25 protein-coding genes are annotated in these 22,472 nt (G+C 61.5%); 13 read left to right on the forward strand and 12 right to left on the reverse strand.

The window, feature by feature from the left end; translation table 11 throughout:
- Positions 1–20: 20 nt before the first annotated feature.
- The 6 genes from ACM6IP_RS03435 to ACM6IP_RS03460 all read right to left on the reverse strand — a co-directional run bounded on the left by ACM6IP_RS03435 (position 21) and on the right by ACM6IP_RS03460 (position 3,043).
- Complete coding sequence (locus ACM6IP_RS03435; protein WP_095169377.1) at positions 21–359, reverse strand: HopJ type III effector protein; 339 nt, start codon at positions 357–359, stop codon at positions 21–23.
- On the reverse strand, positions 352–648 hold the full coding sequence (locus ACM6IP_RS03440; protein ID WP_095169378.1) for a DUF1244 domain-containing protein: 297 nt from the start codon (positions 646–648) through the stop codon (positions 352–354). Before ACM6IP_RS03440 ends, ACM6IP_RS03435 begins: the two co-directional genes overlap by 8 nt.
- 96 nt (positions 649–744) lie before the next feature.
- Entirely contained in the window at positions 745–1,116 is a 372-nt protein-coding gene (gene folX, locus ACM6IP_RS03445; RefSeq protein ID WP_027618555.1) for a dihydroneopterin triphosphate 2'-epimerase, read from the reverse strand.
- 2 nt (positions 1,117–1,118) lie between these two features.
- Positions 1,119–1,679, reverse strand: a complete 561-nt coding sequence (gene folE / locus ACM6IP_RS03450) for a GTP cyclohydrolase I FolE (protein ID WP_159993800.1) — start codon at positions 1,677–1,679, stop codon at positions 1,119–1,121.
- Positions 1,680–1,701: 22 nt separating this feature from the next.
- Positions 1,702–2,412, reverse strand: a complete 711-nt coding sequence (folM, locus tag ACM6IP_RS03455) for a dihydromonapterin reductase (protein ID WP_414860944.1) — start codon at positions 2,410–2,412, stop codon at positions 1,702–1,704.
- Between the two features lie 61 nt (positions 2,413–2,473).
- Positions 2,474–3,043, reverse strand: coding sequence for an antibiotic biosynthesis monooxygenase (locus ACM6IP_RS03460; protein WP_159993804.1), 570 nt, complete (start codon positions 3,041–3,043; stop codon positions 2,474–2,476).
- A gap of 206 nt (positions 3,044–3,249) precedes the next feature.
- On the opposite strand from ACM6IP_RS03460, the gene ACM6IP_RS03465 reads away from it, so the two are divergent.
- Complete coding sequence (locus ACM6IP_RS03465; RefSeq protein WP_095169427.1) at positions 3,250–4,209, forward strand: MerR family transcriptional regulator; 960 nt, start codon at positions 3,250–3,252, stop codon at positions 4,207–4,209.
- A gap of 3 nt (positions 4,210–4,212) precedes the next feature.
- Here the strand turns inward: ACM6IP_RS03465 and ACM6IP_RS03470 are convergent, their stop codons facing one another.
- Both ACM6IP_RS03470 and ACM6IP_RS03475 read right to left on the reverse strand, forming a co-directional pair.
- Positions 4,213–4,818: a hypothetical protein gene (locus ACM6IP_RS03470; protein WP_095169382.1), complete on the reverse strand. Its 606-nt coding sequence runs from the start codon at positions 4,816–4,818 to the stop codon at positions 4,213–4,215.
- A 63-nt stretch (positions 4,819–4,881) separates the two neighbouring features.
- Entirely contained in the window at positions 4,882–5,346 is a 465-nt protein-coding gene (locus tag ACM6IP_RS03475) for a PAS domain-containing protein (RefSeq protein ID WP_320333669.1), read from the reverse strand.
- A gap of 153 nt (positions 5,347–5,499) precedes the next feature.
- On the opposite strand from ACM6IP_RS03475, the gene ACM6IP_RS03480 reads away from it, so the two are divergent.
- A complete protein-coding gene (locus tag ACM6IP_RS03480) occupies positions 5,500–5,955 on the forward strand; it encodes a flavodoxin (protein WP_095169384.1) in 456 nt (151 codons plus the stop codon).
- Here the strand turns inward: ACM6IP_RS03480 and ACM6IP_RS03485 are convergent.
- Positions 5,936–6,832 (reverse strand): LysR family transcriptional regulator, encoded by an 897-nt coding sequence (locus tag ACM6IP_RS03485; RefSeq protein WP_095169385.1) that lies wholly within the window; start codon positions 6,830–6,832, stop codon positions 5,936–5,938. The two genes, ACM6IP_RS03480 and ACM6IP_RS03485, sit on opposite strands and share 20 nt — an antisense overlap.
- Positions 6,833–6,927: 95 nt before the next feature.
- Here ACM6IP_RS03485 and ACM6IP_RS03490 point away from each other — a divergent pair, with 95 nt between their 5' ends.
- The 5 genes from ACM6IP_RS03490 to ACM6IP_RS03510 all read left to right on the forward strand — a co-directional run bounded on the left by ACM6IP_RS03490 (position 6,928) and on the right by ACM6IP_RS03510 (position 10,890).
- Complete coding sequence (locus tag ACM6IP_RS03490; RefSeq protein ID WP_095169386.1) at positions 6,928–7,314, forward strand: CidA/LrgA family protein; 387 nt, start codon at positions 6,928–6,930, stop codon at positions 7,312–7,314.
- Positions 7,304–7,990 carry an LrgB family protein gene (locus ACM6IP_RS03495; protein WP_095169387.1) on the forward strand — a complete coding sequence of 229 codons (687 nt, stop codon included), beginning with the start codon at positions 7,304–7,306 and terminating at the stop codon, positions 7,988–7,990. The genes ACM6IP_RS03490 and ACM6IP_RS03495 overlap by 11 nt, the downstream gene beginning before the upstream one ends.
- Before the next feature lie 141 nt (positions 7,991–8,131).
- Positions 8,132–8,914, forward strand: coding sequence for a class II aldolase/adducin family protein (locus ACM6IP_RS03500; protein WP_095169388.1), 783 nt, complete (start codon positions 8,132–8,134; stop codon positions 8,912–8,914).
- The gene (locus tag ACM6IP_RS03505; RefSeq protein WP_159993812.1) at positions 8,914–9,816 is read left to right on the forward strand and encodes an alpha/beta fold hydrolase; all 903 of its coding nucleotides are present in this window, start codon (positions 8,914–8,916) and stop codon (positions 9,814–9,816) included. The genes ACM6IP_RS03500 and ACM6IP_RS03505 overlap by 1 nt, the downstream gene beginning before the upstream one ends.
- Positions 9,817–9,978: 162 nt before the next feature.
- The gene (locus ACM6IP_RS03510; RefSeq protein WP_095169390.1) at positions 9,979–10,890 is read left to right on the forward strand and encodes an SDR family oxidoreductase; all 912 of its coding nucleotides are present in this window, start codon (positions 9,979–9,981) and stop codon (positions 10,888–10,890) included.
- Positions 10,891–10,945: 55 nt separating this feature from the next.
- Here ACM6IP_RS03510 and ACM6IP_RS03515 read toward each other — a convergent pair whose 3' ends face one another.
- Together ACM6IP_RS03515 and ACM6IP_RS03520 are read right to left on the reverse strand one after the other, a co-directional pair.
- Entirely contained in the window at positions 10,946–11,707 is a 762-nt protein-coding gene (locus tag ACM6IP_RS03515) for an N-acetylmuramoyl-L-alanine amidase (protein WP_414860945.1), read from the reverse strand.
- Between the two features lie 324 nt (positions 11,708–12,031).
- Positions 12,032–12,205: a hypothetical protein gene (locus ACM6IP_RS03520; protein WP_159993816.1), complete on the reverse strand. Its 174-nt coding sequence runs from the start codon at positions 12,203–12,205 to the stop codon at positions 12,032–12,034.
- Positions 12,206–12,285: 80 nt separating this feature from the next.
- Between ACM6IP_RS03520 and ACM6IP_RS03525 the strand changes: the two genes are divergently transcribed.
- The 3 genes from ACM6IP_RS03525 (at position 12,286) to ACM6IP_RS03535 (ending at position 18,227) form a co-directional block, all read left to right on the forward strand.
- Entirely contained in the window at positions 12,286–14,079 is a 1,794-nt protein-coding gene (locus ACM6IP_RS03525) for a DUF1302 domain-containing protein (protein WP_401130567.1), read from the forward strand.
- Between the two features lie 22 nt (positions 14,080–14,101).
- Positions 14,102–15,469 (forward strand): DUF1329 domain-containing protein, encoded by a 1,368-nt coding sequence (locus tag ACM6IP_RS03530; protein WP_095169393.1) that lies wholly within the window; start codon positions 14,102–14,104, stop codon positions 15,467–15,469.
- A gap of 202 nt (positions 15,470–15,671) precedes the next feature.
- A complete protein-coding gene (locus ACM6IP_RS03535) occupies positions 15,672–18,227 on the forward strand; it encodes a LuxR C-terminal-related transcriptional regulator (protein WP_414860946.1) in 2,556 nt (851 codons plus the stop codon).
- Between the two features lie 2 nt (positions 18,228–18,229).
- Here the strand turns inward: ACM6IP_RS03535 and ACM6IP_RS03540 are convergent, their stop codons facing one another.
- Positions 18,230–19,036 (reverse strand): IclR family transcriptional regulator, encoded by an 807-nt coding sequence (locus ACM6IP_RS03540; protein WP_095169395.1) that lies wholly within the window; start codon positions 19,034–19,036, stop codon positions 18,230–18,232.
- 162 nt (positions 19,037–19,198) lie between these two features.
- On the opposite strand from ACM6IP_RS03540, the gene hmgA reads away from it, so the two are divergent.
- From hmgA to maiA, 3 genes are read left to right on the forward strand one after another with little or no spacing between them, the layout of a single operon-like run.
- Positions 19,199–20,503, forward strand: a complete 1,305-nt coding sequence (hmgA, locus tag ACM6IP_RS03545; RefSeq protein WP_414860947.1) for a homogentisate 1,2-dioxygenase — start codon at positions 19,199–19,201, stop codon at positions 20,501–20,503.
- Between the two features lie 3 nt (positions 20,504–20,506).
- Positions 20,507–21,811, forward strand: a complete 1,305-nt coding sequence (gene fahA, locus ACM6IP_RS03550; RefSeq protein ID WP_095169397.1) for a fumarylacetoacetase — start codon at positions 20,507–20,509, stop codon at positions 21,809–21,811.
- Between the two features lie 12 nt (positions 21,812–21,823).
- Positions 21,824–22,459, forward strand: coding sequence for a maleylacetoacetate isomerase (maiA, locus tag ACM6IP_RS03555; protein WP_414860948.1), 636 nt, complete (start codon positions 21,824–21,826; stop codon positions 22,457–22,459).
- Positions 22,460–22,472 lie beyond the last annotated feature (13 nt).

The following is a 22,472-nucleotide window of genomic DNA, read 5'->3' on the forward strand; positions in this document are numbered from 1 at the left end:
AAAAAGCTCCAGCGGTGCAGTCAGCGCCGTGCCAGCGGTTGTGCCGAGAGCTTGACCCCCGCCAACCCATGGATCATCAGCGCACGGATATTGCCGTGGTCACTGCCCTCTGGGGTGGCCAGCACAGCACGGTAGTGCTCACCGAATGCCAGCAGGGTTTCTTCATCGCTCAAGCCTTCCAGCACAGCCAGGCCGAGGGTCTTGCACGAACCTTCGTTCTGTCCGGCGGCGTTTTCCACGCCACCGTTATTGAAGGCTTGCGGCTGGTAGTCGTAGTTCGCGCCGATGAAGGCCAGGGTCTGGGCAAATGCATGTTCACCGGTCTTGAGGCTGGCGCGCAGGGTGTTCAGGTCAGTCATGGGTCTTTCCTTTGGCGAACGCGGCTTGCTGCTCGGCGCTGGCTTCTTGCTGGTATTGGGCTTTCCACTCGGCGTACGGCATGCCGTAGACCACTTCGCGGGCGTCATCGAGGCTGACGTCGATCTGGCGATCGTCGGCCGCAGCCTTGTACCACTTGGACAGGCAGTTGCGGCAGAAACCCGAGAGGTTCATCAGGTCGATGTTCTGCACGTCCTTGCGGCTGTCCAGGTGGGCAACCAGCCGGCGAAAGGCGGCGGCTTCGAGTTCCAGGCGTTGTTGTTCGGTCATGGCGGTCTCTGCGAGACAGCTTCAAGCGGCAAGCTTCAAGCTGCAAGTTGGATGGCGGTGGCGGCAAGTTTAGCGCTTGCAGCTTGCCGCTTGAAGCTAGCGGCTTGCTGCGAGGGTAATCGACACCGACTCGGCGAAACGCAGGGCGTGGGGTTTGTCGACTTCGACCTCGGCGTACAGCACGCTTTGGTTGGCCATCACCAGGTCCAGCAATTCCTGGGTCATGCGTTCGAGCAGGGCAAAACGATTGCCTTCCACGTGCGCGATGATCGCCTTGGTAATGGTGCGATAGTTGAGCGCGTGGTCGATGTCGTTATCGCGCACCGCTTCCTGTGCCGCATAGAGGATCGTCAGGTTGATCAGCACGTCCTGCTTGTTGAGGATCTCGTCTTCATTGATGCCGATGAAGGTCCGCAGGCACAGGTCCTTGACCCGAATGCGGGCCATTCCTGGTTGAAGTTGTGGCATTGCTACTTGCTCCGTCCAATCAATTGCAGGAACTCCTGGCGAGTGTTGCTCGAGTCGCGAAAGGCGCCGAGCATCACCGAGGTGTTCATGGTCGAATTCTGTTTTTCCACGCCGCGCATCATCATGCACATGTGCCGGGCCTCGATCACCACCGCAACGCCGGCGGCCCCCGTCACGCGCTGCACGGCGTCGGCAATCTGCCGGGTGAGGTTCTCCTGGATCTGCAGGCGCCGGGCAAACATGTCGACGATCCTGGCGATCTTCGACAGGCCCAGTACCTTGCCGGTAGGAATATAAGCCACATGGGCCTTGCCGATGAAGGGCAGCAAGTGATGTTCGCAGAGTGAGTACAACTCGATGTTGTCGACGATCACCATTTCATCGTTGTCAGAGGCAAACAAGGCACCGTTGACGATCTCATCGACGCTTTGCGCGTAACCATGACACAGATACTGCATGGCCTTGGCCGCGCGGGCCGGGGTATCGAGCAGGCCTTCGCGGTCTGGGTCTTCGCCAAGACCGATGAGGATCTCGCGGTAATTCTGGGGCAGGGACAATGGCATGGAACATCCTCGCGGGGGCGGCCTATTTGACGTGCCGTCCGCCGTTGACGGTCAGGGTCGTGCCGGTGACATAGGGGTTGTCCAGCAAATAGCGCAGGCTCTGGTAGACCACTTCGCTGCCGGGTTCGATGCCCAGCGCCGACTTGGCCAAGGCCTTGGCGCGGTACGCCGCGTCGTCGTCGGGGTTGAACAGTAGCAGGGCGGGAGCGATGCCGTTGACCTTGATGTGCGGCGCGTACTTGGCGGCGAACGACAGGGTCAGGCTATCGAGCCCGGCTTTGCTGGCGCAATAGGCGATGTGCTGGCTGCTGCCCTTGCGCGTGACGTCGTCGCTGATGTGCACGATATCGGCGGGGCTCGAGCGCCGCAGCATCTCGGCACACTGCAGGTTGATCAGATAAGGCGCAAGCATGTGCACATTGACCATCTGGGTGAAGGCAGCGACTTCGTTATCGGCAGTCTCCGCAGTCCATGCCGAGGCGTTGTGCACGATGGCCCGTAGTTTTTGGGTGTGAGTCTTGAGCTCGGCGATGAAGGCGAGGATTCCGGCTTGCGTGGAAAAGTCGCCAAACAGCGCGGTTGCCCCCAGGTCGCGCAGGGTCTGCACGCCCGGGCGTTCGCTGCGGTAGCTGATGATCACCGGCTGCCCGGCCTCCAGCAACCGCAGCGCGCAATGCAGGCCGACGCGCTGGCTGGCGCCGGTGATGAGGATCGGGGCGGGGGAGGAGGTCATGAATGGCTCGCATCGCGGGTATGGCAAAACTATACCAGCGACTGCACGAGCCATGCCCCTTTTAGCGGTTTTGCGCAGTCGCCTCGGCCGGCAACGACGGTGCGGGCGTGCTGCTCAGCCAACTGGCCAGCAGGCGAGTCGACAGCGGGATGAAGAAATAGACCATCAAGGGGGTCAGGGCCAGGGTGCTGATGAACACCCGGGGCAGCATGTCGAGGTCGCTGAGCAATGGGCCCAGGACAAAGTTGAACAGCAGCGAGACCGGAAAGAATGCCAGCCAGATGGCGACGGCCTGTTTCCAGCGCGGTGGACGCTGGCCGGCGGCGCCGAACCAGCCATCGATGCCGCTGACTCGATGTTCCGAAGGATGGGCAAACAGTTCGCTGCCACGCCCTAGCCAGGCCGTGCGCGAGGCGGAGTGCTCCCAGGCGTGCAGGGTCGGTTCGTCGGCGAAACGGAAAATGATCTGGAATTCGTCATCACCAGGCGGCGGAGCGAGTACGCCGGAGCCCAGGTAGCCGGGAAAGTCAGTGGCCAGTTGTTCGCCTTCGCGCAACCAGGCGATCAGTTCCTGATAGCGTCCGCTGGCAACGCGGCGCGCCACCATCAAGGTGACAGGTGAGGTAGACATTATGTATCTCCATAAAACGGGGGCGCGATTCCGGGTAGGAGGCACGCCAAACTCAGCCCGGGGTGGAGGGCTGGGTTACAACAAGCAAGGATTATTCCTGATTTTGCGAAATACGCCAGTGACCTTCGTCGATCAGGCAATACTTGAACATCGTCCATGCTTGCGCGATAAAATGGATCCAACTTGAAATGGATGTCTACGCACCGATGCCCGTCATCACTGAGTCTTCCGAGCCGTTGCAGGCTGTTGATGCCACCAGCCAAGCGCAAATGTTCCCCATTCGTGAAGTGGCACGCCTGACCGGCGTGAACCCAGTGACGTTGCGTGCCTGGGAGCGACGCTACGGTTTGATCCAGCCAGTGCGCACCGAAAGCGGGCATCGACTGTATTCCCTGACCGATATCGAGCAGATTCGCAGCATTCTGAGCTGGATCGCTCGGGGGGTGGCGGTCAGCAAGATCGGCCGGCTTCTGGCCAGGAGCCAGGCCGCGCAGGCGCTGTCGAGCATTGTTCCGGACCCGTTGGTCCAGGCTGACTATGTCCAGTGGCAGGTCCAGATTCGCACGGCATTGAGCAATTATGATGATCTGGAACTGGCGCGGATCTACGGCCAAGTGTTCTCCACTTATTCATTGGATGTGGTGTTCCAGGACATTTTTATGCCGCTGTGGACTCAGGCGCTGCAACAAAAAGAGACCTTCGGGCAAACCAGTGAATGGGTGATGCTCGACGCCTTCCTGCGGTCACGGGTGTTGCAACGACTGATTATGTTGCGCGGCTCACAGCCGGTTCGGGCTGCGGTGGCGGCAATCGAAGGCCATTGCCATGAACTGGAGCTGCTGCTGGCGGCATTGTTCCTGAGCGGTGGCGCGGTGGGCGTCCGGGTACTGGCGCTGGGCAAGCCTTTCGAGGAGCTGTCCCTGGTCTGTGAGAAAATCCGGCCCGAGGTGCTGGTGCTGGTTTCCAATCGGGCGCCGGCCGCTGACTTTGCCCGGCGTCTGAATCGGCTGGCGATGAGCCTGCAGTGTCGTCTGTTGTTGTGCGGCGATGCGTCGGAGCTGGCGCAGGACAGCCTGGCCGGTTCGTCTATCGGTTGCCTGGGCAATGAAGGTGGCCTGATGCGCCAGCGCCTGCAGCATTTTCTTGGCGGAACGCTGGATACCTGAAATTCAGACGTGCATGGCGGGGTGGGTCAGGCGATGTTGCTGAAGGATGTACTGGCGTAGGCGCTCGGTTTCGACCGAGTTGCCTTGGTTGAGTTGGTAGGCGTAATAACCCTGCTCGGTCTGCCGCTCGAAAGTGCCGCGCAAGGCAATGCGCTCATAACCAGAAGGGCTGAACCACAGTGCGAAACTCTTCGGCGGTTTGGTCCGGTTGCGCACCTCGAGCAAGATGCCCTTGAACGACACTTCGTGGACCCACAGTGTACCCGCCTGGCCTTTGGCGTTTTCCAGGGCAACCGGCTCTTCCAGGGGCAGGCGCCAAGGTCGCACCTTCGGCCCGCTTTCATAAATGCTCGGTACGCCCAGGCGCAGATGCAGCGCATGGAACTCATCTTCCACCAGGTGCAGCGGGAAGGTCATCTGCTGGTTTTCGAACTGTGCCTGGATAGTCACCTGTTCGTTGGCCGCCAGGCGTGTCAGCAGGTCACGGATTTGCGAACCCCCATTAACCAGCAGGCTCGACGTCGCATCACGCACGTTGAGCTGCGGGTTATGTTGCATGGTCTGGATAAAATCCAGCTCATCCTGGGTGAGGAGGGCATCGTGCTGCATGGCTAGCTCGAAAGATATAGTTACAAAGTCACTGGTGATTGTAGTTAGTGACCGCTAATTCGCTTACAGGTTCTGACCGTTGGTCGTTTTCATTGCCTGCAACTCAGCCTGAGCGGCTGCCAACTGAGCCTCCAGTTGCGCCACGCGCTGCAACGCCTTGACCTGGGTGGTGACATCTTTTTGTACACCGACAAAATAGGTCTGCTTGTCATTCTCATTGTAGACCGTTGAAAGTGACAGCTCATTCCAGAATGGAGTGCCATCCTTACGATAGTTTCGCAGGATCTCTCGACAGGATCCGCCACTTTGAAGGGCTTCGCGAATCGGTGCCAAGCCGGCCTGGTCTCGATCGCCAGACTGGAGAAAACGACAGTCCTGATAGAGGATTTCGTCAGCGCTGTAGCCGGTGAGCTTTTCGAAGGCCGGGTTCACGTAAATCAGGATGTTATCTTCGCCTTCCTTTTCTGCGATCACGATGCCGTCGTTTGAAGCGTTGATCACCAGTTGCAGCAATTGCGCATTGATCATCGGGCGAGTCCTTTCTGTGTTGTGTAATGCGTTGCATTCTAAGACAGGCTGCTCGGCTGTCCACTTGCCCTCGGTGTCGATGAGAGTCAATCGCGGTTTTTTGTCGTCTGCTGTTAAGATCTCGGTCTTTGACTCAGGTGCAGGATCAGTTTGATGAAAGTCGCCATCATTTCCGGCTCGGTGTACGGCACGGCAGAAGAAGTTGCCCGGCACGCGTCGAAACTTCTCGACGCGGCAGGTTTTCAGACCTTGTATAACCCGCGTGCCACCCTCGACGAACTTCAGGCATTTGCCCCCGAAGCCTTTCTGGCGGTGACCTCCACCACTGGCATGGGCGAGTTGCCGGATAACCTGCAACCGCTGTATTCGATGATTCGTGATCAACTGCCAGGCGCCTGGCGTGGCTTGCCCGGGGCGGTGATCGGCTTGGGCGATGCCAGCTACGGCGATACTTTTTGTGGCGGCGGTGAACAACTGCGTGAATTGTTCGGCGAACTGGGTGTGCGCGAAGTGCTGCCAATGCTGCGCCTGGACGCCAGTGAAAGCGTGACCCCGGAAAGTGATGCCGAGCCTTGGCTGGAGCAGTTGATCACGGCTCTGCGCGGCTGACCGGAAACTCGCGCAACAACGCGAGCCAAGCCTGGGCGGCTTTCGACAGATAGGCGCCCTGACGCCAGATAAACGCGATATCCCAGCGCAGTTCACGGGGCGCCTGCAATCCCAGGCGCACCACGCCCGGGCGGACCAGCCCGCGGGCGACCACCCGTGGCAATAGCACCACGCCTTGTCCCGCGGCCACCAGGGCCACGAGAAAATCCGCCTGCCCGCTACGCCCGCCCTCCTTGGGGGTAAAGCCCACTTGCTGGCACGCCTGCAGCAAGCGTTCATTGAGTACAAAGCTGCGCTGGTACAGCAGGAACGGAGTGTCGGCCAGTTCTTCCAGGCGCAGGCTGGTCTTGCCGGCCAATGGATGGTCCGCCGCCAGCAGCGCATCCAGGGGTTCGTCGCAGAACGGTTGCCAGGCGAACTGCGGGTCCTGGGGCAGCAGGCTGCCGCCCAGTTCCAGTTCACCGCTGAGCACTGCCTGCTCAATGTTCAGGCTGCCGCCTTCCAGCAACTGCACGCTGATGTTCGGATAACGCCGCCGGTACTCGGCGAACAAACCAGCGAACAGCGCATCGCTGCCCAGCAGCGGCAGGCCCAGGCGCAGTTCGCCACGGCGCAGGTCGCTCAGGTCGTCGAGTTCGCTGAGCAGTTCATTGCGCAAGCGCAGCATACCCTCGGCGCGTTGCAGGACCACCGTGCCGGCCGCCGTCAACCGCACCTGTGACCCCAGTCGCTCAAGCAGTAGCGTGCCCAGGCTGTGCTCCAGCTGTGCCACTTGTTTGCTGACCGCCGATTGGCTGATGTGCAAGGTCTTGGCGGCCTGGGTGAAGCCGCCCTGATGAACGACTTCAATGAAGCTGCGCAGTTGTTTGAATTCCATGATCTGATTCCATTTTGGAATAGTCTTGAGTCTAACAATTCGCTTCGGTGATGACAGCCCGCTCTTTAAAATGGCTTCCTGTGAGGAGCCAACCGATGAACGTAACACGCGTTAAAAAACTCGCCCGCCTGCTCGCTGAACTGCTGGTGTTGTCGGCTATTTATCTGCTCGGATGCCAGTTGGCCATATGGTTGGCCTGGCCGATCCCGGGCGGGGTGATGGGCCTGGCATTGTTGCTGCTGGTATTTGCCCTGGGGTGGGTCAAGCCGGCGGCGTTGCAAATGGGGGCCGGGCTGTTGATGGCCGAGATGCTGCTGTTCTTCATTCCAGCCTTGATGAGTTTGCTCGACTATGGCGGCCTATTGCGCGATGAAGGTTGGCGGATCCTCGTGGTGATTGCGCTCAGTACCCTGCTGGTCATGCTGGTGACGGCATTCACGGTCGAATGGGTCTGCCGCTGGAGGCTGGCTCATGAGAAGTGAGTGGATGCCGCTGTTCTGGTTGGTCTTTACCCTGGCCGCTTATGTATTGAGTCGCTGGCTGTATCGACGCAGCGGACGTTACCTGGTGTCGCCGCTGATCCTGGTGCCCGTGCTGTTGCTGCTGGTGGCGGTACCGCTGCACACGGCCTATAGCGAGTATGCGCAAAATACCCATTGGTTGATGGCGTTGCTGGGGCCGGTCACCGTGGCGTTCGCGGTGCCGATCTGGCAGCAGCGTCAGTTGCTGGCGCGGCATTGGTCGGCGTTGCTGGTGGGGATGCTGGCCGGGAGCGCCGCGTCGATGGGTAGCTCGTTTGGCCTGGCTCGGCTCCTGGCGCTGGACAGTTCGGTGACCCTGTCGCTGCTGCCTCGTTCGATCACCACGCCATTCGCCATGCCGCTGGCCCACGACCTGGGGGGCGTACCGGAGCTGACGGCGGTGTTCGTCATGTTCACCGGAGTGTTTGGCGCCATGCTCGGCGGGATCCTGCTCAAGTGGTTGCCACTGCGCAGCGCCTTGGCCCGTGGCGCGTTGTTCGGGGTCGGGGCCCATGGCGCCGGCGTCAGTCGCGCCCATGAGGTGGGCGGCGAAGAAGGTTCGGTGGCGGGGTTGGTGATGGTCCTGACGGGCTTGATGAACCTGTTCGCGGCGCCATTGCTGACGCACATACTGTGACTCACTGCACAGTGGATTTTGCTTGAAAGCCAACTGACTCGTTGGGTCAGTAAGCTGGCTGCCAATGCAACTACCCGAATCCCGGCAGCTGACTAGACTGCTTTGACACCCCCAAAAGAATAAAAACCAGAGGTCCTTGCCGTGAGCGTAGCCCCCGTGCAGTCAAGCCAGAGCGTGAAAGACCAGGTCAGTGCCACCGAGTGGCAGGCCCGAGTGGACCTGGCCGCCTGTTATCGCCTGGTAGCCGCACATGGCTGGGATGATTTGATCTTCACGCATATCTCGGCCAAGGTCCCAGGCACCGAAGATTTCCTGATCAATCCGTTTGGCATGATGTTTCACGAAATCACCGCCTCGAGCCTGGTCAAGGTTGACCAGGCCGGCAACAAGCTGATGGACAGTCCCTACGAGATCAACCCCGCCGGCTACACCATTCACAGCGCCGTGCACGAAGTGCGTCACGATGTGGTCTGTGTCCTGCATACCCACACCGCAGCTGGCGTGGCCGTTTCGGCGCAAAAACAAGGCGTGCTGCCGATCAGCCAGCAATCCTTGTTTGTCCTTTCCAGCCTGGGTTATCACGCCTACGAAGGGGTGGCGCTCAATCACGAGGAAAAGGCGCGGTTGCAGGCCGACCTCGGTGACAAGAATTTCCTGATGCTGCACAACCATGGGTTGTTGACCTGTGGCGGCACCATCGCCGATACGTTTCTGATGATGTTTACCTTCCAGCGGGCCTGCGATATCCAGGTGCTGGCGCAGAACGGTGGCGCCGAGCTGATCAGCATCGAGCCGCAGATCCTCGCGGGGGCCAAGGCGATGATTGCCGGCGTGACCAAAAGTGCACAAGGAATGGGAGGCGCGTTGGCCTGGCCGGCGCTGCTGCGTAAACTCGATAAACAAGACCCGGGTTATAAACTCTAATGCCACTCGCCGAGATTCCACTGTGCGTCTGGCGCAAACGCGGCCAGAGCTTTGTATTCCGGGGTCAGACCATTCGTTACTGGGTGGCCGGACAGGGTGAGCCCTTACTGCTTATCCACGGTTTTCCTACCGCCAGTTGGGATTGGCACTACCTGTGGCAGCCCCTGGCCCAGCGTTATCGGGTGATTGCCTGCGACATGCTGGGCTTCGGCGATTCGGCCAAACCCGTGGGCCATGAATACTGCCTGCTGGAGCAGGCCGACTTGCAGCAGGCGTTGCTGGCACACCTGGGCATCGATCAACCGGTGCACCTGCTGGCCCATGACTATGGCGACAGCGTCGCCCAGGAGTTGCTCGCCAGGCACCCTGAGGCGCGCAGCAACATCGCCAGCTGTGTGTTCCTCAATGGCGGCCTGTTTCCCGAGACGCACCGTCCGGTACTGATGCAGAAGCTGTTGCTCAGCCCCTTGGGCTGGATGATCGGTCGTGCCTTTACCCGCGATGCCCTGGTCAAGAGCTTCCGGCAGATCTTCGGCCCGCAGACTCGGCCCAGCGAAAGCGAGCTGGACGATTTCTGGAGCCTGATCGACAACAACCGCGGGACGCGGATCATGCACAAGCTGATCCAGTACGTGCCCCAGCGCCGCGTACAGCGCGATCGCTGGCTCAAAGCCATGCAATCGGGCGAAGTACCGTTGCGGGTGATCGACGGCGAAGTCGACCCGGTTTCCGGTGCCCACATGGTCGAGCGTTATCGGCAATTGATCGCAGATGCCGATACCGTGCTCTTGCCCGGGATTGGTCATTACCCACAGATCGAAGCCCCGGTGCAGGTGCTCAAGCACTACTTGGCGTTTCGTGATCAGCAGGACTCCCCGGCGTTGAAAATTGCCTGTTCCTGAGGTGACTTCCAGCTAACCAGGCCTTGCGGATCGATGAGCGCCTGCCGTGCAATCATCCCCGTGCCTTATCGCGCACCATTCAGCCCCAGCCCAGTTGATTGTGAGCCCAGGCCTCGTGCCTGACACTCGGCCTCACTGTCCTTGGCCTGCTGGAGTTGGGTAATGAATGAGTCTGTGCGCTTCGAAGATAAAGTCGTGATCGTCACTGGTGCGGGCGGCGGCCTGGGACGGGCCCATGCACTGTTGTTCGCCAGGCAGGGTGCCCGGGTGGTAGTCAACGACCTGGGTGGTTCCGCGCAGGGTGAAGGCGCCAACGCCTCGGCCGCCGACCGCGTGGTGGCAGAGATTCGTGAGGCCGGCGGCACTGCCGTGGCCAACCATGACTCGGTGACCGATGGCGAAAAAATCGTCCAGCACGCCCTTGATGCCTTTGGCCGGATCGATGTGGTGGTCAACAACGCCGGAATCCTGCGGGACAAGACCTTCCATAAAATGGACGACAGCGACTGGGACCTGGTGTACCGGGTGCATGTCGAGGGTGCCTACAAAGTCACCCGCGCCGCCTGGCCGCACATGCGCGAGCAAAACTACGGGCGGGTGATCTTCACCGCATCCACCTCGGGTATCTACGGCAACTTCGGCCAGTCCAACTACGGCATGGCCAAGCTCGGGCTCTATGGCCTGACCCGGACCCTGGCCATCGAAGGGCGCAAGAACAATATCCTGGTCAACGCCATCGCCCCTACCGGCGGCACGCGCATGACCGAAGGCCTGATCCCGCCGCAAGTGTTCGAGCAACTTAAGCCGGAGTTGGTCAGCCCGCTGGTGGTGTACCTGGCCAGCGAAAACTGCCAGGAAACCTCGGGGCTGTTTGAAGTCGGCGGCGGCTGGATGGGCAAAGTGCGATGGGAGCGCAGCCTGGGGGCGGGGTTTGATCCGCGGGAGGGTTTCTCGCCTGAGGATGTGGCGGCGCATTGGCAGCAGATTTGCGATTTCGAAGGGGCGGCGCACCCCAAGGACAACATTGAGGCTCTGAAGGAAATGATGGGCAATTTGCAGAAGTATTCGTTGTAATCGGGCAGGACTCGAGCGCAAGGCTGGCGGCTTGCGCTCGGACTGAAAGGATTACTCAAGGCATGTATTTACGCACCAGTGCCGCCAGATTCGCTGCGGTCTGTGCATCCATCACGCCGTCATACTTCTCGGCACGAAAGTGCAACTGAAACGCCCGCACCAGTTGCTGGAAGCCCGACTCGTTAGTGGCTTGCGAAGTGTTGTAGCCATACTTCTTGAACTGGTCCAGCAACGTCGCACGGTTCGGCACTCCTGAATCCTTGTATTGGCGCAGGAAGGCGTCGCGCTGTCGCTCATCGAACCAGGCCCCCACACCTTTCAAGTACAACGCATGCCAGGGGAATGCCGCGCCGGGGTCGCTTTTGCGGCCGATGGAAATGTCGGAGTGGCCCACGACGTTACGCGGAGTGATGTCCGGGTAGCGCTTGAGGATGTCTTTTGCCAGTTGCTCAATGGCGGCTATTTGCTGGGGGTGATACGGCGGGAAGGTGAACTTGCCCTGGTTGTCGGTGGCCTGGTTGACCACTTCGATGCCGATGGCGGTGTCGTTCAGGTTACTGCGATCAGCCCACTGGCTGACCCCGGCATGCCAGGCCCGTTGGTTTTCATCGACCAGGCCGAAGATCTGCTGGTCGCTGAAGCCGGCCTTGATATAGGTAATGTCGCTGATATCCGGAACGAGGTAGTGGGCACTGACATTGGGCCCGGTCAGTGCGCCAATCGAACTGGCAAAGTTGGCGGCGGTGTAATGCAGGACCAAGAAGCGAATGCGGCTGTTATAAGCCTTTGCGCGATAGTTGTTGTTGGTTGGGAACATGATTTAACTACCTTGTTGTGTGAATCGTAATCGTCCATTCAGAGCAAGGTAGCAGCGCCTGTAAGCGAGTTTTGTAGTGGCTTTCTTGTTGTTTTGTAGGAAGCCTTCGCTACCTGCCATGTAAAAAAATTCCAATAAAAAAGGCCGCTGCAAACGCAGCGGCCAAAGTAAGACGTTAGATCAAGGAGCTACAAATCAACGTCAGTGAACCCAGGGTGATGAACTGAATGATGGGCATTCGGTGCATCTGAACAGTTCGCCGCTCAAGTGGGCAATTCACACTCGGCTGGCGGGGCTTCGAGGCTTGTTGCCGTGGAAGCCCGATTAGAATAAGTCCTTCTTGGCAAAGGAAAAATAGCGTTTCAAGACATGCACTGTTACGCCATCGGCAACAGTTGCCCGGATCATCGGTTTGATTGATAACCCCTCATCCAGCCGGCCCATGCCCGGCGCAAAGCCTTGCCCCGTGCGGGCATTCATCCTTTGGAGCGACACCACGAATACCTCCTTGGTGCGCTTATCGCTCCCGGCGGGCAGCAGTAGGGTGGGGCCTTCAAGTCACTCACCGGGGAAGACGCATGACAAAAACAACAATGCGCGCCATCTTCACGCCGCAGACGCTGGCCGTCGCGGTTGCCTTGGGCTGCTGTGCCCAGGCGCAGGCAGTTGAATTCAACATTGGCGAAATCGAGGGGACATTCGATTCGTCGCTGTCGATTGGTGCGAGCTGGGGCATGCGCGATGCCGATGATGCGTTGGTGGGTACGGTCAACGGAGGCTCCGGACAGTCCTCCACCGGTGACGATGGTCGCTTGAACTTCAGCAAGGGTGAGACCTTTTCGAAGATCTTCAAGGGCATCCACGACCTGGAACTGAAGTATGGCGACACCGGGGTATTTGTCCGCGGAAAATACTGGTACGACTTCGAGCTCAAGGACGAAAGCCGGCCGTTCAAGGACATCAGCGACACCAATCGCAAGGAAGGCGCCAAATCCTCCGGTGGGCAGATCCTCGATGCGTTCGTCTACCACAACTATTCCATCGCCGATCTGCCAGGCACCGTGCGCGCCGGTAAACAGGTGGTCAGTTGGGGCGAAAGCACCTTCATTGGCAACTCGATCAACAGCATCAACCCGGTCGACGTCTCGGCATTCCGGCGCCCGGGTGCCGAAATCAAGGAGGGCCTGATCCCGGTCAACATGCTGTTTGCCACCCAGGGCCTGACCGACCAGTTGACCGTCGAAGGTTTTTATCAACTGGAATGGGACCAGACGGTTGTGGATAACTGCGGGACCTTCTTCGGCAACGATGTGGTAGCCGATGGTTGCGTGAACAACTACACGGTGGCCAACCCGGCGATCGCTCCGTTGCAACCGGTTGCTGCGGCATTTGGCCAAGGCTTCGAAGTGACTCGCGAAGGGGTGGTGGTGCCACGGGGTGGCGACCGTGATGCGCGTGATTCCGGGCAATGGGGCACCGCATTGCGCTGGCTCGGCGACGACACCGAGTACGGCCTGTATTTCATGAACTACCACAGCCGCACGCCCACGGTCGGCACTGTCACGGCGGGCCTTTCGACCCTGTCGGCATTACCGGGCATCGTCGGCACCGCCAATGCCATCGCGCCCGGCACCGGTTCGGGATTGGCGCAAAGCGTGATGCTCGGCCGCGGCCAGTACTATCTCGACTATCCGGAAGACATTCGCCTGTACGGCGCCAGCTTCTCCACCACCTTGCCCACCGGCACGGCCTGGACCGGGGAAATCAGCTATCGGCCCAACGCACCGGTCCAGGTCAGTACCAATGACCTGACCCTGGCCTTGCTCAACCCGATTGCCGGCGGCGCTGCGTCGCCGATCAGCACCACCCCGGGGGCCGACAACAAAGGCTATCGGCGCAAGGAAGTGACCCAGGTGCAAAGCACCCTGACCCACTTCTTTGACCAGGTCCTCGGCGCCCAACGCCTGACCCTGGTCGGTGAGGCGGCAGTCGTGCGGGTCGGCGGCCTGGAGTCGCGCAGCACCTTGCGTTATGGCCGGGACTCGGTCTACGGCCAGTACGGGTTTGGCGGCGATACCGGAGGTTTTGTCACCTCCACCTCCTGGGGATACCGCACACGGGCCATCCTCGATTACGCCAACGTCATCGGCGGGATCAACCTCAAGCCCAACCTGTCCTGGTCCCACGACGTTGCCGGTTATGGCCCCAACGGATTGTTCAACGAGGGCGCCAAGGCGATCAGCGTCGGGGTCGATGCCGACTATCGCAACACCTACACCGCGAGCCTGAGCTACACCGACTTTTTCGGGGGCGACTACAACACCCTCGAAGACCGCGACTTCCTGGCCCTGAGCTTCGGCGTGAACTTCTGATCTGGCTGAAAAGGATGACCTTATGCGCAAGATGATTCTGCAATGCGGTGCCCTGGCCCTGAGCCTGCTGGCGGCCAACGTGATGGCGGCAGTGTCGCCGGAAGAAGCCAACAAACTCGGCACCACCCTGACCCCGCTGGGCGCGGAGAAGGCCGGCAATGCCGACGGCTCGATCCCGGCCTGGACCGGCGGCATTCCCAAAAATGCCGGTGCGGTCGACAGCAAGGGTTTCCTGGCCGACCCGTTCGCCAGTGAAAAACCGCTGTTCACCATCACCGCGGCCAACGTCGACAAATACAAGGCCAAGCTCTCCGACGGCCAGGTGGCAATGTTCAAGCGCTACCCCGAGACCTACCGGATTCCCGTCTACCCGACCCACCGTACCGTGGCCGTGCCGCCCGAGATCTACGAGTCGGCCAAGCGCAGCGCGTTGAACGTGAACAGCATCAACGACGGCAATGGCCTGGCCAACTTCACCGGTAATCGCTACTACGCCTTCCCGATTCCGAAGAACGGGGTCGAGGTGCTGTGGAACCACATCACCCGCTACCACGGTGGCAACCTCAAGCGCATCATCACCCAGGTGACACCGCAGACCAACGGTGCCTACACGCCGATTCGCTTTGAAGAAGAAATCGCCGTACCCCAGTTGATGAAGGACCTGGACCCGGAAAAAGCCGCCAACGTGTTGACCTTCTTCAAGCAGTCGGTGACCGCGCCGGCGCGCCTGGCGGGGAACGTGCTGCTGGTCCATGAGACCCTCGACCAGGTCAAGGAACCGCGCCTGGCCTGGATCTACAACGCCGGCCAGCGTCGCGTGCGTCGTGCGCCACAAGTGGCCTACGACGGACCGGGCACGGCCGCTGATGGCCTGCGTACCTCGGACAACTTCGACATGTTCTCCGGTGCGCCGGATCGTTATGACTGGAAGCTGATCGGCAAGAAAGAAGTCTATATCCCCTACAACAGCTACAAGCTCGATTCGCCGAGCCTGAAATACGACGACGTGATCAAGGCCGGGCACATCAATCAGGACCTGACGCGTTATGAACTGCACCGGGTCTGGGAAGTGGTCGGTACGGTCAAACCCAACGAACGGCATATCTACGCCAAGCGCCACATGTACATCGATGAAGACAGCTGGCAGGTGGCGCTGGTCGACCACTACGACGGTCGCGGCCAACTGTGGCGTGTGGCGGAAGGACATTCCCAGTACTACTACGATCACCAGGCCCAGGCGTACACCCTGGAAGCGCTGTACGACATCATCGCCGGCCGCTACATCGCCCTGGGCATGAAAAACGAAGAGAAGCACAGCTTCGTCTTCGGCTTCGATGCCAAGGCGGCGGACTACACACCAGCGGCATTGCGCGCTGAAGGCGTGCGTTAAGGCCACTGTGGCGAGGACGACCCACGGGTTGATGCCAGTCATTCAAGCGAGCTAGGCACCTGGTGCGAGCTGTCGCCCTGATTGATCGGCGTTAACCTCTGGGTCGTTTTTTTATGGCTAGCAATCAGCCTTCTGAATGTTTCTCAACAAGGCCGCGAGAGAGGGCTAGGGTGGGTTCACAAATATAAAAAGGTCCGCTGCAATGACCGCCATGACGCACTGTCTGGACCGCCCGGGATTCCTGCCCCGCCTGTCTTCCCTGCACGTACGCCGCGAGCGTCTGGCGCAGCCGTTGCTGACCTCGCCCGCCCGGGTGAGGTTGCTCTGCGCGCCGGCAGGCAGCGGCAAGAGCGCGTTGTTCGCCGAGTGCCTGTTGCAGGCCCCGGCGACGTGTACGGTGCACTGGCTGGCGTTGAATGGGGTCGCCTCGAGTCCTGAGGAGTTTTCTCGGGCGGTGGCCCAGGCACTCGGGTTGGTGGTCGACAACGAGGCGCAGTTGCTGGCCTGCCTGGCTCGTTGGCAGACACCCACCTGGTTGTTTCTGGATGACTACTGCCGTGTGCCCGCCCCGCAGCTCGATGCCCTGCTCGATCGCCTGTTGACCCATAGCAGCCCGGCCCTGACCTGGTGGCTGGGTGGGCGTAGGCGGCCGCACTGCAACTGGCCACGCTTATTGCTCAACGATGACCTGTACGAGGGCGCCGGCCCCGAGCTGGCGTTCAGTCGTGGCGAAATCCAGCAATTGATCGTCCAGCTTCCCCATTCGTTGTGCGCCAATGCCAGCGAACGGATCTTCCAGCGCAGCGGTGGCTGGTGTGCCAGCGTGCGCGTGGCTTTGCAAGATGGTAACGGCCGCAGTGCCAGCGAGCTCAAGGAGGGGCGCTCGGCGATCATGCTTGATTACCTGCAGCATGAGCTGTTCAGCGGCTTGGCACCGGAGTGGGTCGAAGCCTGGCGAGTGCTGGCCCATCTGCCGCGATTTAACCTGGGGTTGTGCGAGCATTTGTTCGGCGCGGGCGAGGGTGGGCACTTGATGCGAACCCTGCAGGAGTTGGGGTGTTTCATCGAACCCTGGGAAGACTCCGCCGAGTGGCTGCAGGTCTTTGCACCGGTGGCGCAACTGGTGCGCGATGAGGCCTGGGAGGCCGGTCGCTCATGGCATCGACGGGCCTGCCAGTGGTTCGTCGCTGGGCAAGACTGGCAGGCGGCGTTCGAACAGGCGTTGTTGGCCGACGAATACGAAATGGCTGTCAGCCTGTTGCAGCACTTTGGCTTCGAACACTTGTTCCAGCAGCACAACGTGGTGTTGTTGCTGCGCCTGTATGAGCAGCAAGGCGCCGACTTGCTGCTGTGCAGTGCGCAACTGGTCGGGTTGATCACGGCTGCCTTGCTGTTTGCCGGGCGCTTTGAAGAGGCCGGCCTGTGCATCGAGCACATGGCGCGTTTTGCGCCGCAACCGTCCGCCGCACAGCAGCGCGAACTGGTGGCGCGGTGGCAGGCGCAACAGGGTTGGCTGCTGCACCTGCAGGGGCGGATGGCGCCGGCCCGCGGGCATTTTCTCGAAGCCCTGGAGGACCTGCCGGTCAGCGCCTGGCCCGCTCGCTTGCTGTGTTTATCCGGCCTGACCCAACAGGCCTTGCTGCGTGGCGAGCTGGATGTCGCGCAGGCGCTCAATCGCGAGGCGCTGTGCCTGGCGCGAGCCCAGGGCGCGTTGCTGTTCGAGGGCCTGCTGGAGCTCGATCACGCGCAGTTGCTCGAGCAGCGCGGTGCGCCCCATCGCGCGGAAAGCCTGTTGAGCGGCATTCACCAGTTGCTGTGCCAGCACGCCAGGTCCGCCACCCCGTTGCTGGGGCGAATTGCCCTGCGGCGCGGTCGGTTGGCGTTGTGCCAGGGGCAGGAGGCTCGGGCCATCGAGTTTTTCGAAAGCGGGCTCGAGGCCTGTTTGCGCAATCACGACAAACGCGTGCTGTATGGGTACCTGGGCCTGGCGCAGGTGGCCGCCAACCAGGGGGATTTCGCCCAGGCTTTTATCCATTTGCGCGACGCCGAACGCATGATGCAGCGCCGGCATATTCCCGACACGGTGTATCGCGGGGTACTGCTGCAAGTCAGCAGCCACTTCTGGCTGCAACAGGGGCGCCCGGAACTGGCTCACGAAGCCCTGACCCGGGTGCTGCGCCATTACCACGGACCGCAGGCCCGACAGGCCCCGCCGGCGAGCCTGGAACTGATTCCGCGCCTGGAATACCTGTTGGTCGTCGCCCAGGTGTATCTGCACCAGGCCTCACAGCCGTTGGCGCAGCTCAATGCCCAACTGCTGCAGGCGCGTCAATGCGGGATGCTGGGGCTGGAAACCGTGCTGCAACTGAGCGTGGCGCAGGTGGCGTGGCTGTCGGGCCAGCCCGTCGAGGCCAGGGCGGCGCTGCAGGCTGCGCAGGTGCTGGTCGAACGCTGCAACCTGCATCAGGCACTGGCAGAGTTGCAACGCAGCCTGCCGTGCTTGTTTGTTGCGCCGCAGGCCCAGGCGACAACACCGGAGCCGGCGCCGGCGTGCGTTCGCGACAATCCCCTGAGTCAGCGCGAAATAGAAGTGCTGAGCCTGATCGCCCAAGGCAACTCCAACCTGCAAATCGCCGAGCAGTTGTTCATTTCCCTGCACACGGTCAAGACCCACGCCCGGCGGATCAACGGCAAGTTGGCGGTCGAGCGGCGCACCCAGGCCGTGGCAAAGGCCAAGGCGCTGGGCTTTTTCGCCTGAGCTCAGGCCGGGTGGGTGCCGCCGTCATGCCCCATGCGCCAGCTTACGGCCCGAGTCGCGGCCAGCAGGCGCTGGGCGGCCGGGCCGTTTTCGTCGGCATGGAACAATGAGGTCGGCCCGACGATGGTCAGCACTGCGGCGACCTGCCCGACTGCGTTGAACACCGGTGCCGAAAGCGCATCCACCCCCGGCATCAGCAAACCGTGCACATGGTGCAGGCCGCGTCCGCGAATCTGTTCGCACAAACTGGCGTAGGCCAGTTCACTGGCCAGTGGATGGGACTGGGCTGCGCCGACTTCCTGCTCACGCAACTCGGCGGTTTCGCGGTGGGGCAGGTAGGCGCTGAATACCAGTCCTGTGGACGAACTCAACAGCGGCAGGACCGAGCCGAGTTGGGTCACCACCGTGACTGCCCGCACCGCCGGCTCGATATGCACCACGGTCGCGCCCTGGTTGCCCCAGACCGCGAGGAAGCAGGTCTCGTTCAGTTCGTCGCGCAGCTCCGACAGGGGCAGGGCGGCGACTTTCAGCACGTCCATACTGTTCAGTGCGGCCAGGCCGACACGCAGGGCCTCGCGTCCCAGGCCGTAGTGATTGGTGGCGGCGTTCTGCTCGGCGAAACCGCTGGCAATCAGCGCCTGCAGGTAGCGGTGCACCTTGCTCGCCGGCATCTGCACATGTTCGGCCAGGCGCGACAACGAGGTCGAGGGCGAAAGCTCGGCGAGGGCCTTGAGGATGTCGGTGCCCACCTCAGCCGAGCGGACTTTCTGTTTACCGTTGCTGTCGCTGGTGGCGCGCGGCTTTTCCATGGTGGGGTCGTATCTATAGATGAATGGGCGTCTTTATAGCTTGACGGTCAATACCAATCAAATTACGTTATGCGTAATCGAATTACGATAAAAATAACCTGGACGTGCCAAAACTCTGAAGCGGAGCCATGGCCACGGCCTACTCCCTGTTCAGGAGGCTCCATGAACCTCGATTCAACGGCGCCAGCGCTGGCTTACCAGTCAGGCTTTGGCAACGAATTTTCCAGCGAGGCCCTGCCCGGCGCCTTGCCCGTCGGCCAGAACTCGCCACAAAAAGCCCCGTACGGCCTCTACACCGAACTGTTCTCCGGCACCGCGTTCACCATGGTGCGCAGCGAAGCGCGGCGGACCTGGATGTACCGCATCCAGCCCTCGGCCAATCACCCGGCATTCGTCAAGCTGGAGCGGCAGTTGGCCGGTGGCCCGCTGGGCGAGGTCACGCCCAACCGCCTGCGTTGGAACCCCTTGGCCATTCCTGCCGAGCCGACCGACTTCATTGACGGCCTGGTGAGCATGGCGGCCAACTCGGGGTCGGAGAAACCGGCCGGCATCAGCATCTATCACTACGGCGCCAATCGCTCGATGGAGCGGGTGTTCTTCAACGCCGATGGCGAGTGGTTGCTGGTACCGCAGGCGGGGCGTTTGCGCATCGCCACCGAGCTCGGTGTGCTGGAGCTTGCGCCGCTGGAAATCGCCGTGCTGCCACGTGGCCTGAAATTTCGTATCGAGCTGCTCGATCCGCAGGCTCGTGGCTACCTGGCGGAGAACCATGGCGCGCCTCTGCGCCTGCCGGACCTGGGGCCGATTGGCAGCAATGGCCTGGCCAACCCGCGGGACTTCCTGAGCCCGGTCGCGCACTACGAAGACCTCCAGCAACCGACCACCCTGGTGCAGAAATTCCTCGGTGAGTTGTGGGCCTGCGAGCTCGATCATTCGCCATTGAACGTGGTGGCCTGGCACGGCAATAACGTGCCGTACAAATACGACCTGCGACGGTTCAACACCATCGGTACGGTGAGCTTCGATCACCCGGACCCGTCGATCTTCACCGTGTTGACCTCGCCGACCAGCGTCCACGGCCTGGCCAACCTCGACTTCGTGATCTTCCCACCACGCTGGATGGTGGCCGAGAACACCTTCCGTCCACCTTGGTTCCACCGCAACCTGATGAACGAGTTCATGGGCCTGATCCAGGGCGAATACGACGCCAAGGCCGAAGGCTTCCTGCCCGGCGGTGCGTCCTTGCACAGCTGCATGAGCGCCCATGGCCCGGACGGCGAAACCTGTACCAAGGCGATCAACGCCGAGCTGGCGCCGAGCAAGATCGACAACACCATGGCCTTTATGTTCGAGACCAGCCAGGTGCTGCGCCCAAGCCGCTTCGCCCTCGATTGCCCGCAACTGCAAAACACTTACGATGCTTGCTGGGCCTCGCTGCCCGCCACTTTCAACCCGAACCGGAGATAACCCATGACCCAGACCACCCCCACTCGTAGCTGGGTTGCCTGTGCCAACGGCCACGCGGATTTCCCATTGCAGAACCTGCCGCTGGGCGTGTTCAGCACCCAGGGTTCGGCGCCGCGCAGCGGTGTGGCGATCGGCGAGCAGATTTTCGACCTCGAGGCAGCGCTCGACGCCGGCCTGTTTGACGGCGCGGCCCGCACGGCGGTGCAAGCCACCCGTGGCGGTCAGTTGAACGCCTTCTTCGAGCTCGGTCGGGGCCCCCGTGTTGCCCTGCGCGAGCGCTTGCTCGAACTGTTGGCCGAAGGCAGCACCCTGCGCGGCAAGATCGAAGCCCAGGGCGCCAAGCTGCTGCACCTGGCCGCCGACTGCCAGATGCACCTGCCGGCCCGAATCAACGACTACACCGACTTCTACGTGGGCATCGAGCACGCGCAGAACGTCGGCAAACTGTTCCGTCCAGATAACCCGCTGCTGCCGAACTACAAGTACGTGCCTATTGGCTACCACGGCCGCGCGTCGACCATTCGCCCGTCCGGCACCGAGGTCCGTCGCCCGAAAGGCCAAACCCTGCCAGCCGGCCAGAGCGAGCCGACTTTCGGTCCGTGCGCGCGCCTGGACTATGAGCTGGAACTGGGGATCTGGATCGGCCAGGGCAATGCCATGGGCGACTCGATTGCCATCGGCGACGCCGCTGAGCACATCGCCGGTTTCTGCCTGCTCAACGACTGGTCGGCACGCGATATCCAGGCCTGGGAATACCAGCCACTGGGGCCGTTCCTGTCGAAAAGCTTCATCACCAGCATCTCGCCCTGGGTCGTCACCGCCGAGGCCCTGGAGCCTTTCCGTCTTGCCCAGCCGGCGCGTCCGCAGGGCGATCCGCAACCGCTGCCGTATCTGCTCGACAACCGCGACCAGGCCGCGGGGGCCTTTGATATCGAACTGGAAGTGTTGTTGCTGACCGAAGCCATGCGCGAGCAGAATCTGCCGGCGCACCGCCTGACCCTGAGCAACACCCAGCACATGTACTGGACCGTGGCGCAGATGGTCGCGCACCACAGCGTCAACGGCTGCCAGTTGCAGGCCGGCGACCTGTTCGGTTCGGGCACCTTGTCGGGGCCTGAGAGCGGTCAGTTCGGCAGCCTGCTGGAAATCACCGAGGGCGGTAAAAAGCCGATCGAGCTGGCATCCGGCGAAGTGCGCAAGTTCCTCGAGGACGGCGACGAAATCATCCTGCGCGCGCGTTGCAGCCGTGACGGTTTTGCGTCCATCGGCTTCGGCGAATGCCGGGGCAAGATCCTGCCAGCGCGCTGAGAGGATCGGCCAATGGAGCTCTTTACCTACTACCGCTCGACCTCGTCGTTCCGGGTGCGCATTGCCCTGGCCCTCAAGGGTCTGGATTACCAGGCGCTGGCGGTCAACCTGATCGGCCCACAAGGTGGTGAACACCGTCAGCCGGCCTACTTGCAGATCAACCCGCAAGGCCGGGTGCCGGCCTTGCGCACCGATCAAGGCGAGCTGCTGATCCAGTCACCGGCGATCATTGAGTATCTGGAAGAAGCTTATCCACAGGTGCCGTTGCTATCCGGCAACCTCGCTCTGCGCGCGCACGAGCGTGCGGTGGCGGCGTTGATTGGCTGCGACATTCATCCACTGCACAACGTCAGCGTGCTCAACAAGCTGCGTCAGCTGGGCCACGACGAGCCACAGGTGGTGGAGTGGATCGGCCACTGGATCAGCCAGGGGCTGGCGGCCGTCGAGCAGTTGATCGGCGACGCGGGCTACTGCTTTGGCAGCGCACCGGGGCTGGCGGATGTGTACCTGATCCCTCAGCTGTATGCAGCCGAGCGTTTCAACTTAAGCCTTGAAGCCTATCCACGGATTCGCCGGGTTGCCGCGCTGGCAGCCCTACACCCGGCGTTCATCCAGGCCCATCCGGCCAATCAGCCGGATACTCCGTAACGGCGGCTCCAAG

It is taken from the genome of Pseudomonas sp. IT-P176, assembly GCF_949767245.1.
In the GTDB taxonomy this organism is placed as follows: domain Bacteria; phylum Pseudomonadota; class Gammaproteobacteria; order Pseudomonadales; family Pseudomonadaceae; genus Aquipseudomonas.

Bases quoted from the DNA above. Each gene is read 5' to 3' on its own strand.
- ACM6IP_RS03435 (WP_095169377.1), bottom strand. From the start codon at position 359: ATGACTGACCTGAACACCCTGCGCGCCAGCCTCAAGACCGGTGAACAT.
- ACM6IP_RS03440 (WP_095169378.1), bottom strand. From the start codon at position 648: ATGACCGAACAACAACGCCTGGAACTCGAAGCCGCCGCCTTTCGCCGG.
- folX (WP_027618555.1), bottom strand. From the start codon at position 1,116: ATGCCACAACTTCAACCAGGAATGGCCCGCATTCGGGTCAAGGACCTG.
- folE (WP_159993800.1), bottom strand. From the start codon at position 1,679: ATGCCATTGTCCCTGCCCCAGAATTACCGCGAGATCCTCATCGGTCTT.
- folM (WP_414860944.1), bottom strand. From the start codon at position 2,412: ATGACCTCCTCCCCCGCCCCGATCCTCATCACCGGCGCCAGCCAGCGC.
- ACM6IP_RS03460 (WP_159993804.1), bottom strand. From the start codon at position 3,043: ATGTCTACCTCACCTGTCACCTTGATGGTGGCGCGCCGCGTTGCCAGC.
- ACM6IP_RS03465 (WP_095169427.1), top strand. From the start codon at position 3,250: ATGCCCGTCATCACTGAGTCTTCCGAGCCGTTGCAGGCTGTTGATGCC.
- ACM6IP_RS03470 (WP_095169382.1), bottom strand. From the start codon at position 4,818: ATGCAGCACGATGCCCTCCTCACCCAGGATGAGCTGGATTTTATCCAG.
- ACM6IP_RS03475 (WP_320333669.1), bottom strand. From the start codon at position 5,346: ATGATCAATGCGCAATTGCTGCAACTGGTGATCAACGCTTCAAACGAC.
- ACM6IP_RS03480 (WP_095169384.1), top strand. From the start codon at position 5,500: ATGAAAGTCGCCATCATTTCCGGCTCGGTGTACGGCACGGCAGAAGAA.
- ACM6IP_RS03485 (WP_095169385.1), bottom strand. From the start codon at position 6,832: ATGGAATTCAAACAACTGCGCAGCTTCATTGAAGTCGTTCATCAGGGC.
- ACM6IP_RS03490 (WP_095169386.1), top strand. From the start codon at position 6,928: ATGAACGTAACACGCGTTAAAAAACTCGCCCGCCTGCTCGCTGAACTG.
- ACM6IP_RS03495 (WP_095169387.1), top strand. From the start codon at position 7,304: ATGAGAAGTGAGTGGATGCCGCTGTTCTGGTTGGTCTTTACCCTGGCC.
- ACM6IP_RS03505 (WP_159993812.1), top strand. From the start codon at position 8,914: ATGCCACTCGCCGAGATTCCACTGTGCGTCTGGCGCAAACGCGGCCAG.
- ACM6IP_RS03510 (WP_095169390.1), top strand. From the start codon at position 9,979: ATGAATGAGTCTGTGCGCTTCGAAGATAAAGTCGTGATCGTCACTGGT.
- ACM6IP_RS03515 (WP_414860945.1), bottom strand. From the start codon at position 11,707: ATGTTCCCAACCAACAACAACTATCGCGCAAAGGCTTATAACAGCCGC.
- ACM6IP_RS03525 (WP_401130567.1), top strand. From the start codon at position 12,286: ATGACAAAAACAACAATGCGCGCCATCTTCACGCCGCAGACGCTGGCC.
- ACM6IP_RS03530 (WP_095169393.1), top strand. From the start codon at position 14,102: ATGCGCAAGATGATTCTGCAATGCGGTGCCCTGGCCCTGAGCCTGCTG.
- ACM6IP_RS03535 (WP_414860946.1), top strand. From the start codon at position 15,672: ATGACCGCCATGACGCACTGTCTGGACCGCCCGGGATTCCTGCCCCGC.
- ACM6IP_RS03540 (WP_095169395.1), bottom strand. From the start codon at position 19,036: ATGGAAAAGCCGCGCGCCACCAGCGACAGCAACGGTAAACAGAAAGTC.
- hmgA (WP_414860947.1), top strand. From the start codon at position 19,199: ATGAACCTCGATTCAACGGCGCCAGCGCTGGCTTACCAGTCAGGCTTT.
- fahA (WP_095169397.1), top strand. From the start codon at position 20,507: ATGACCCAGACCACCCCCACTCGTAGCTGGGTTGCCTGTGCCAACGGC.
- maiA (WP_414860948.1), top strand. From the start codon at position 21,824: ATGGAGCTCTTTACCTACTACCGCTCGACCTCGTCGTTCCGGGTGCGC.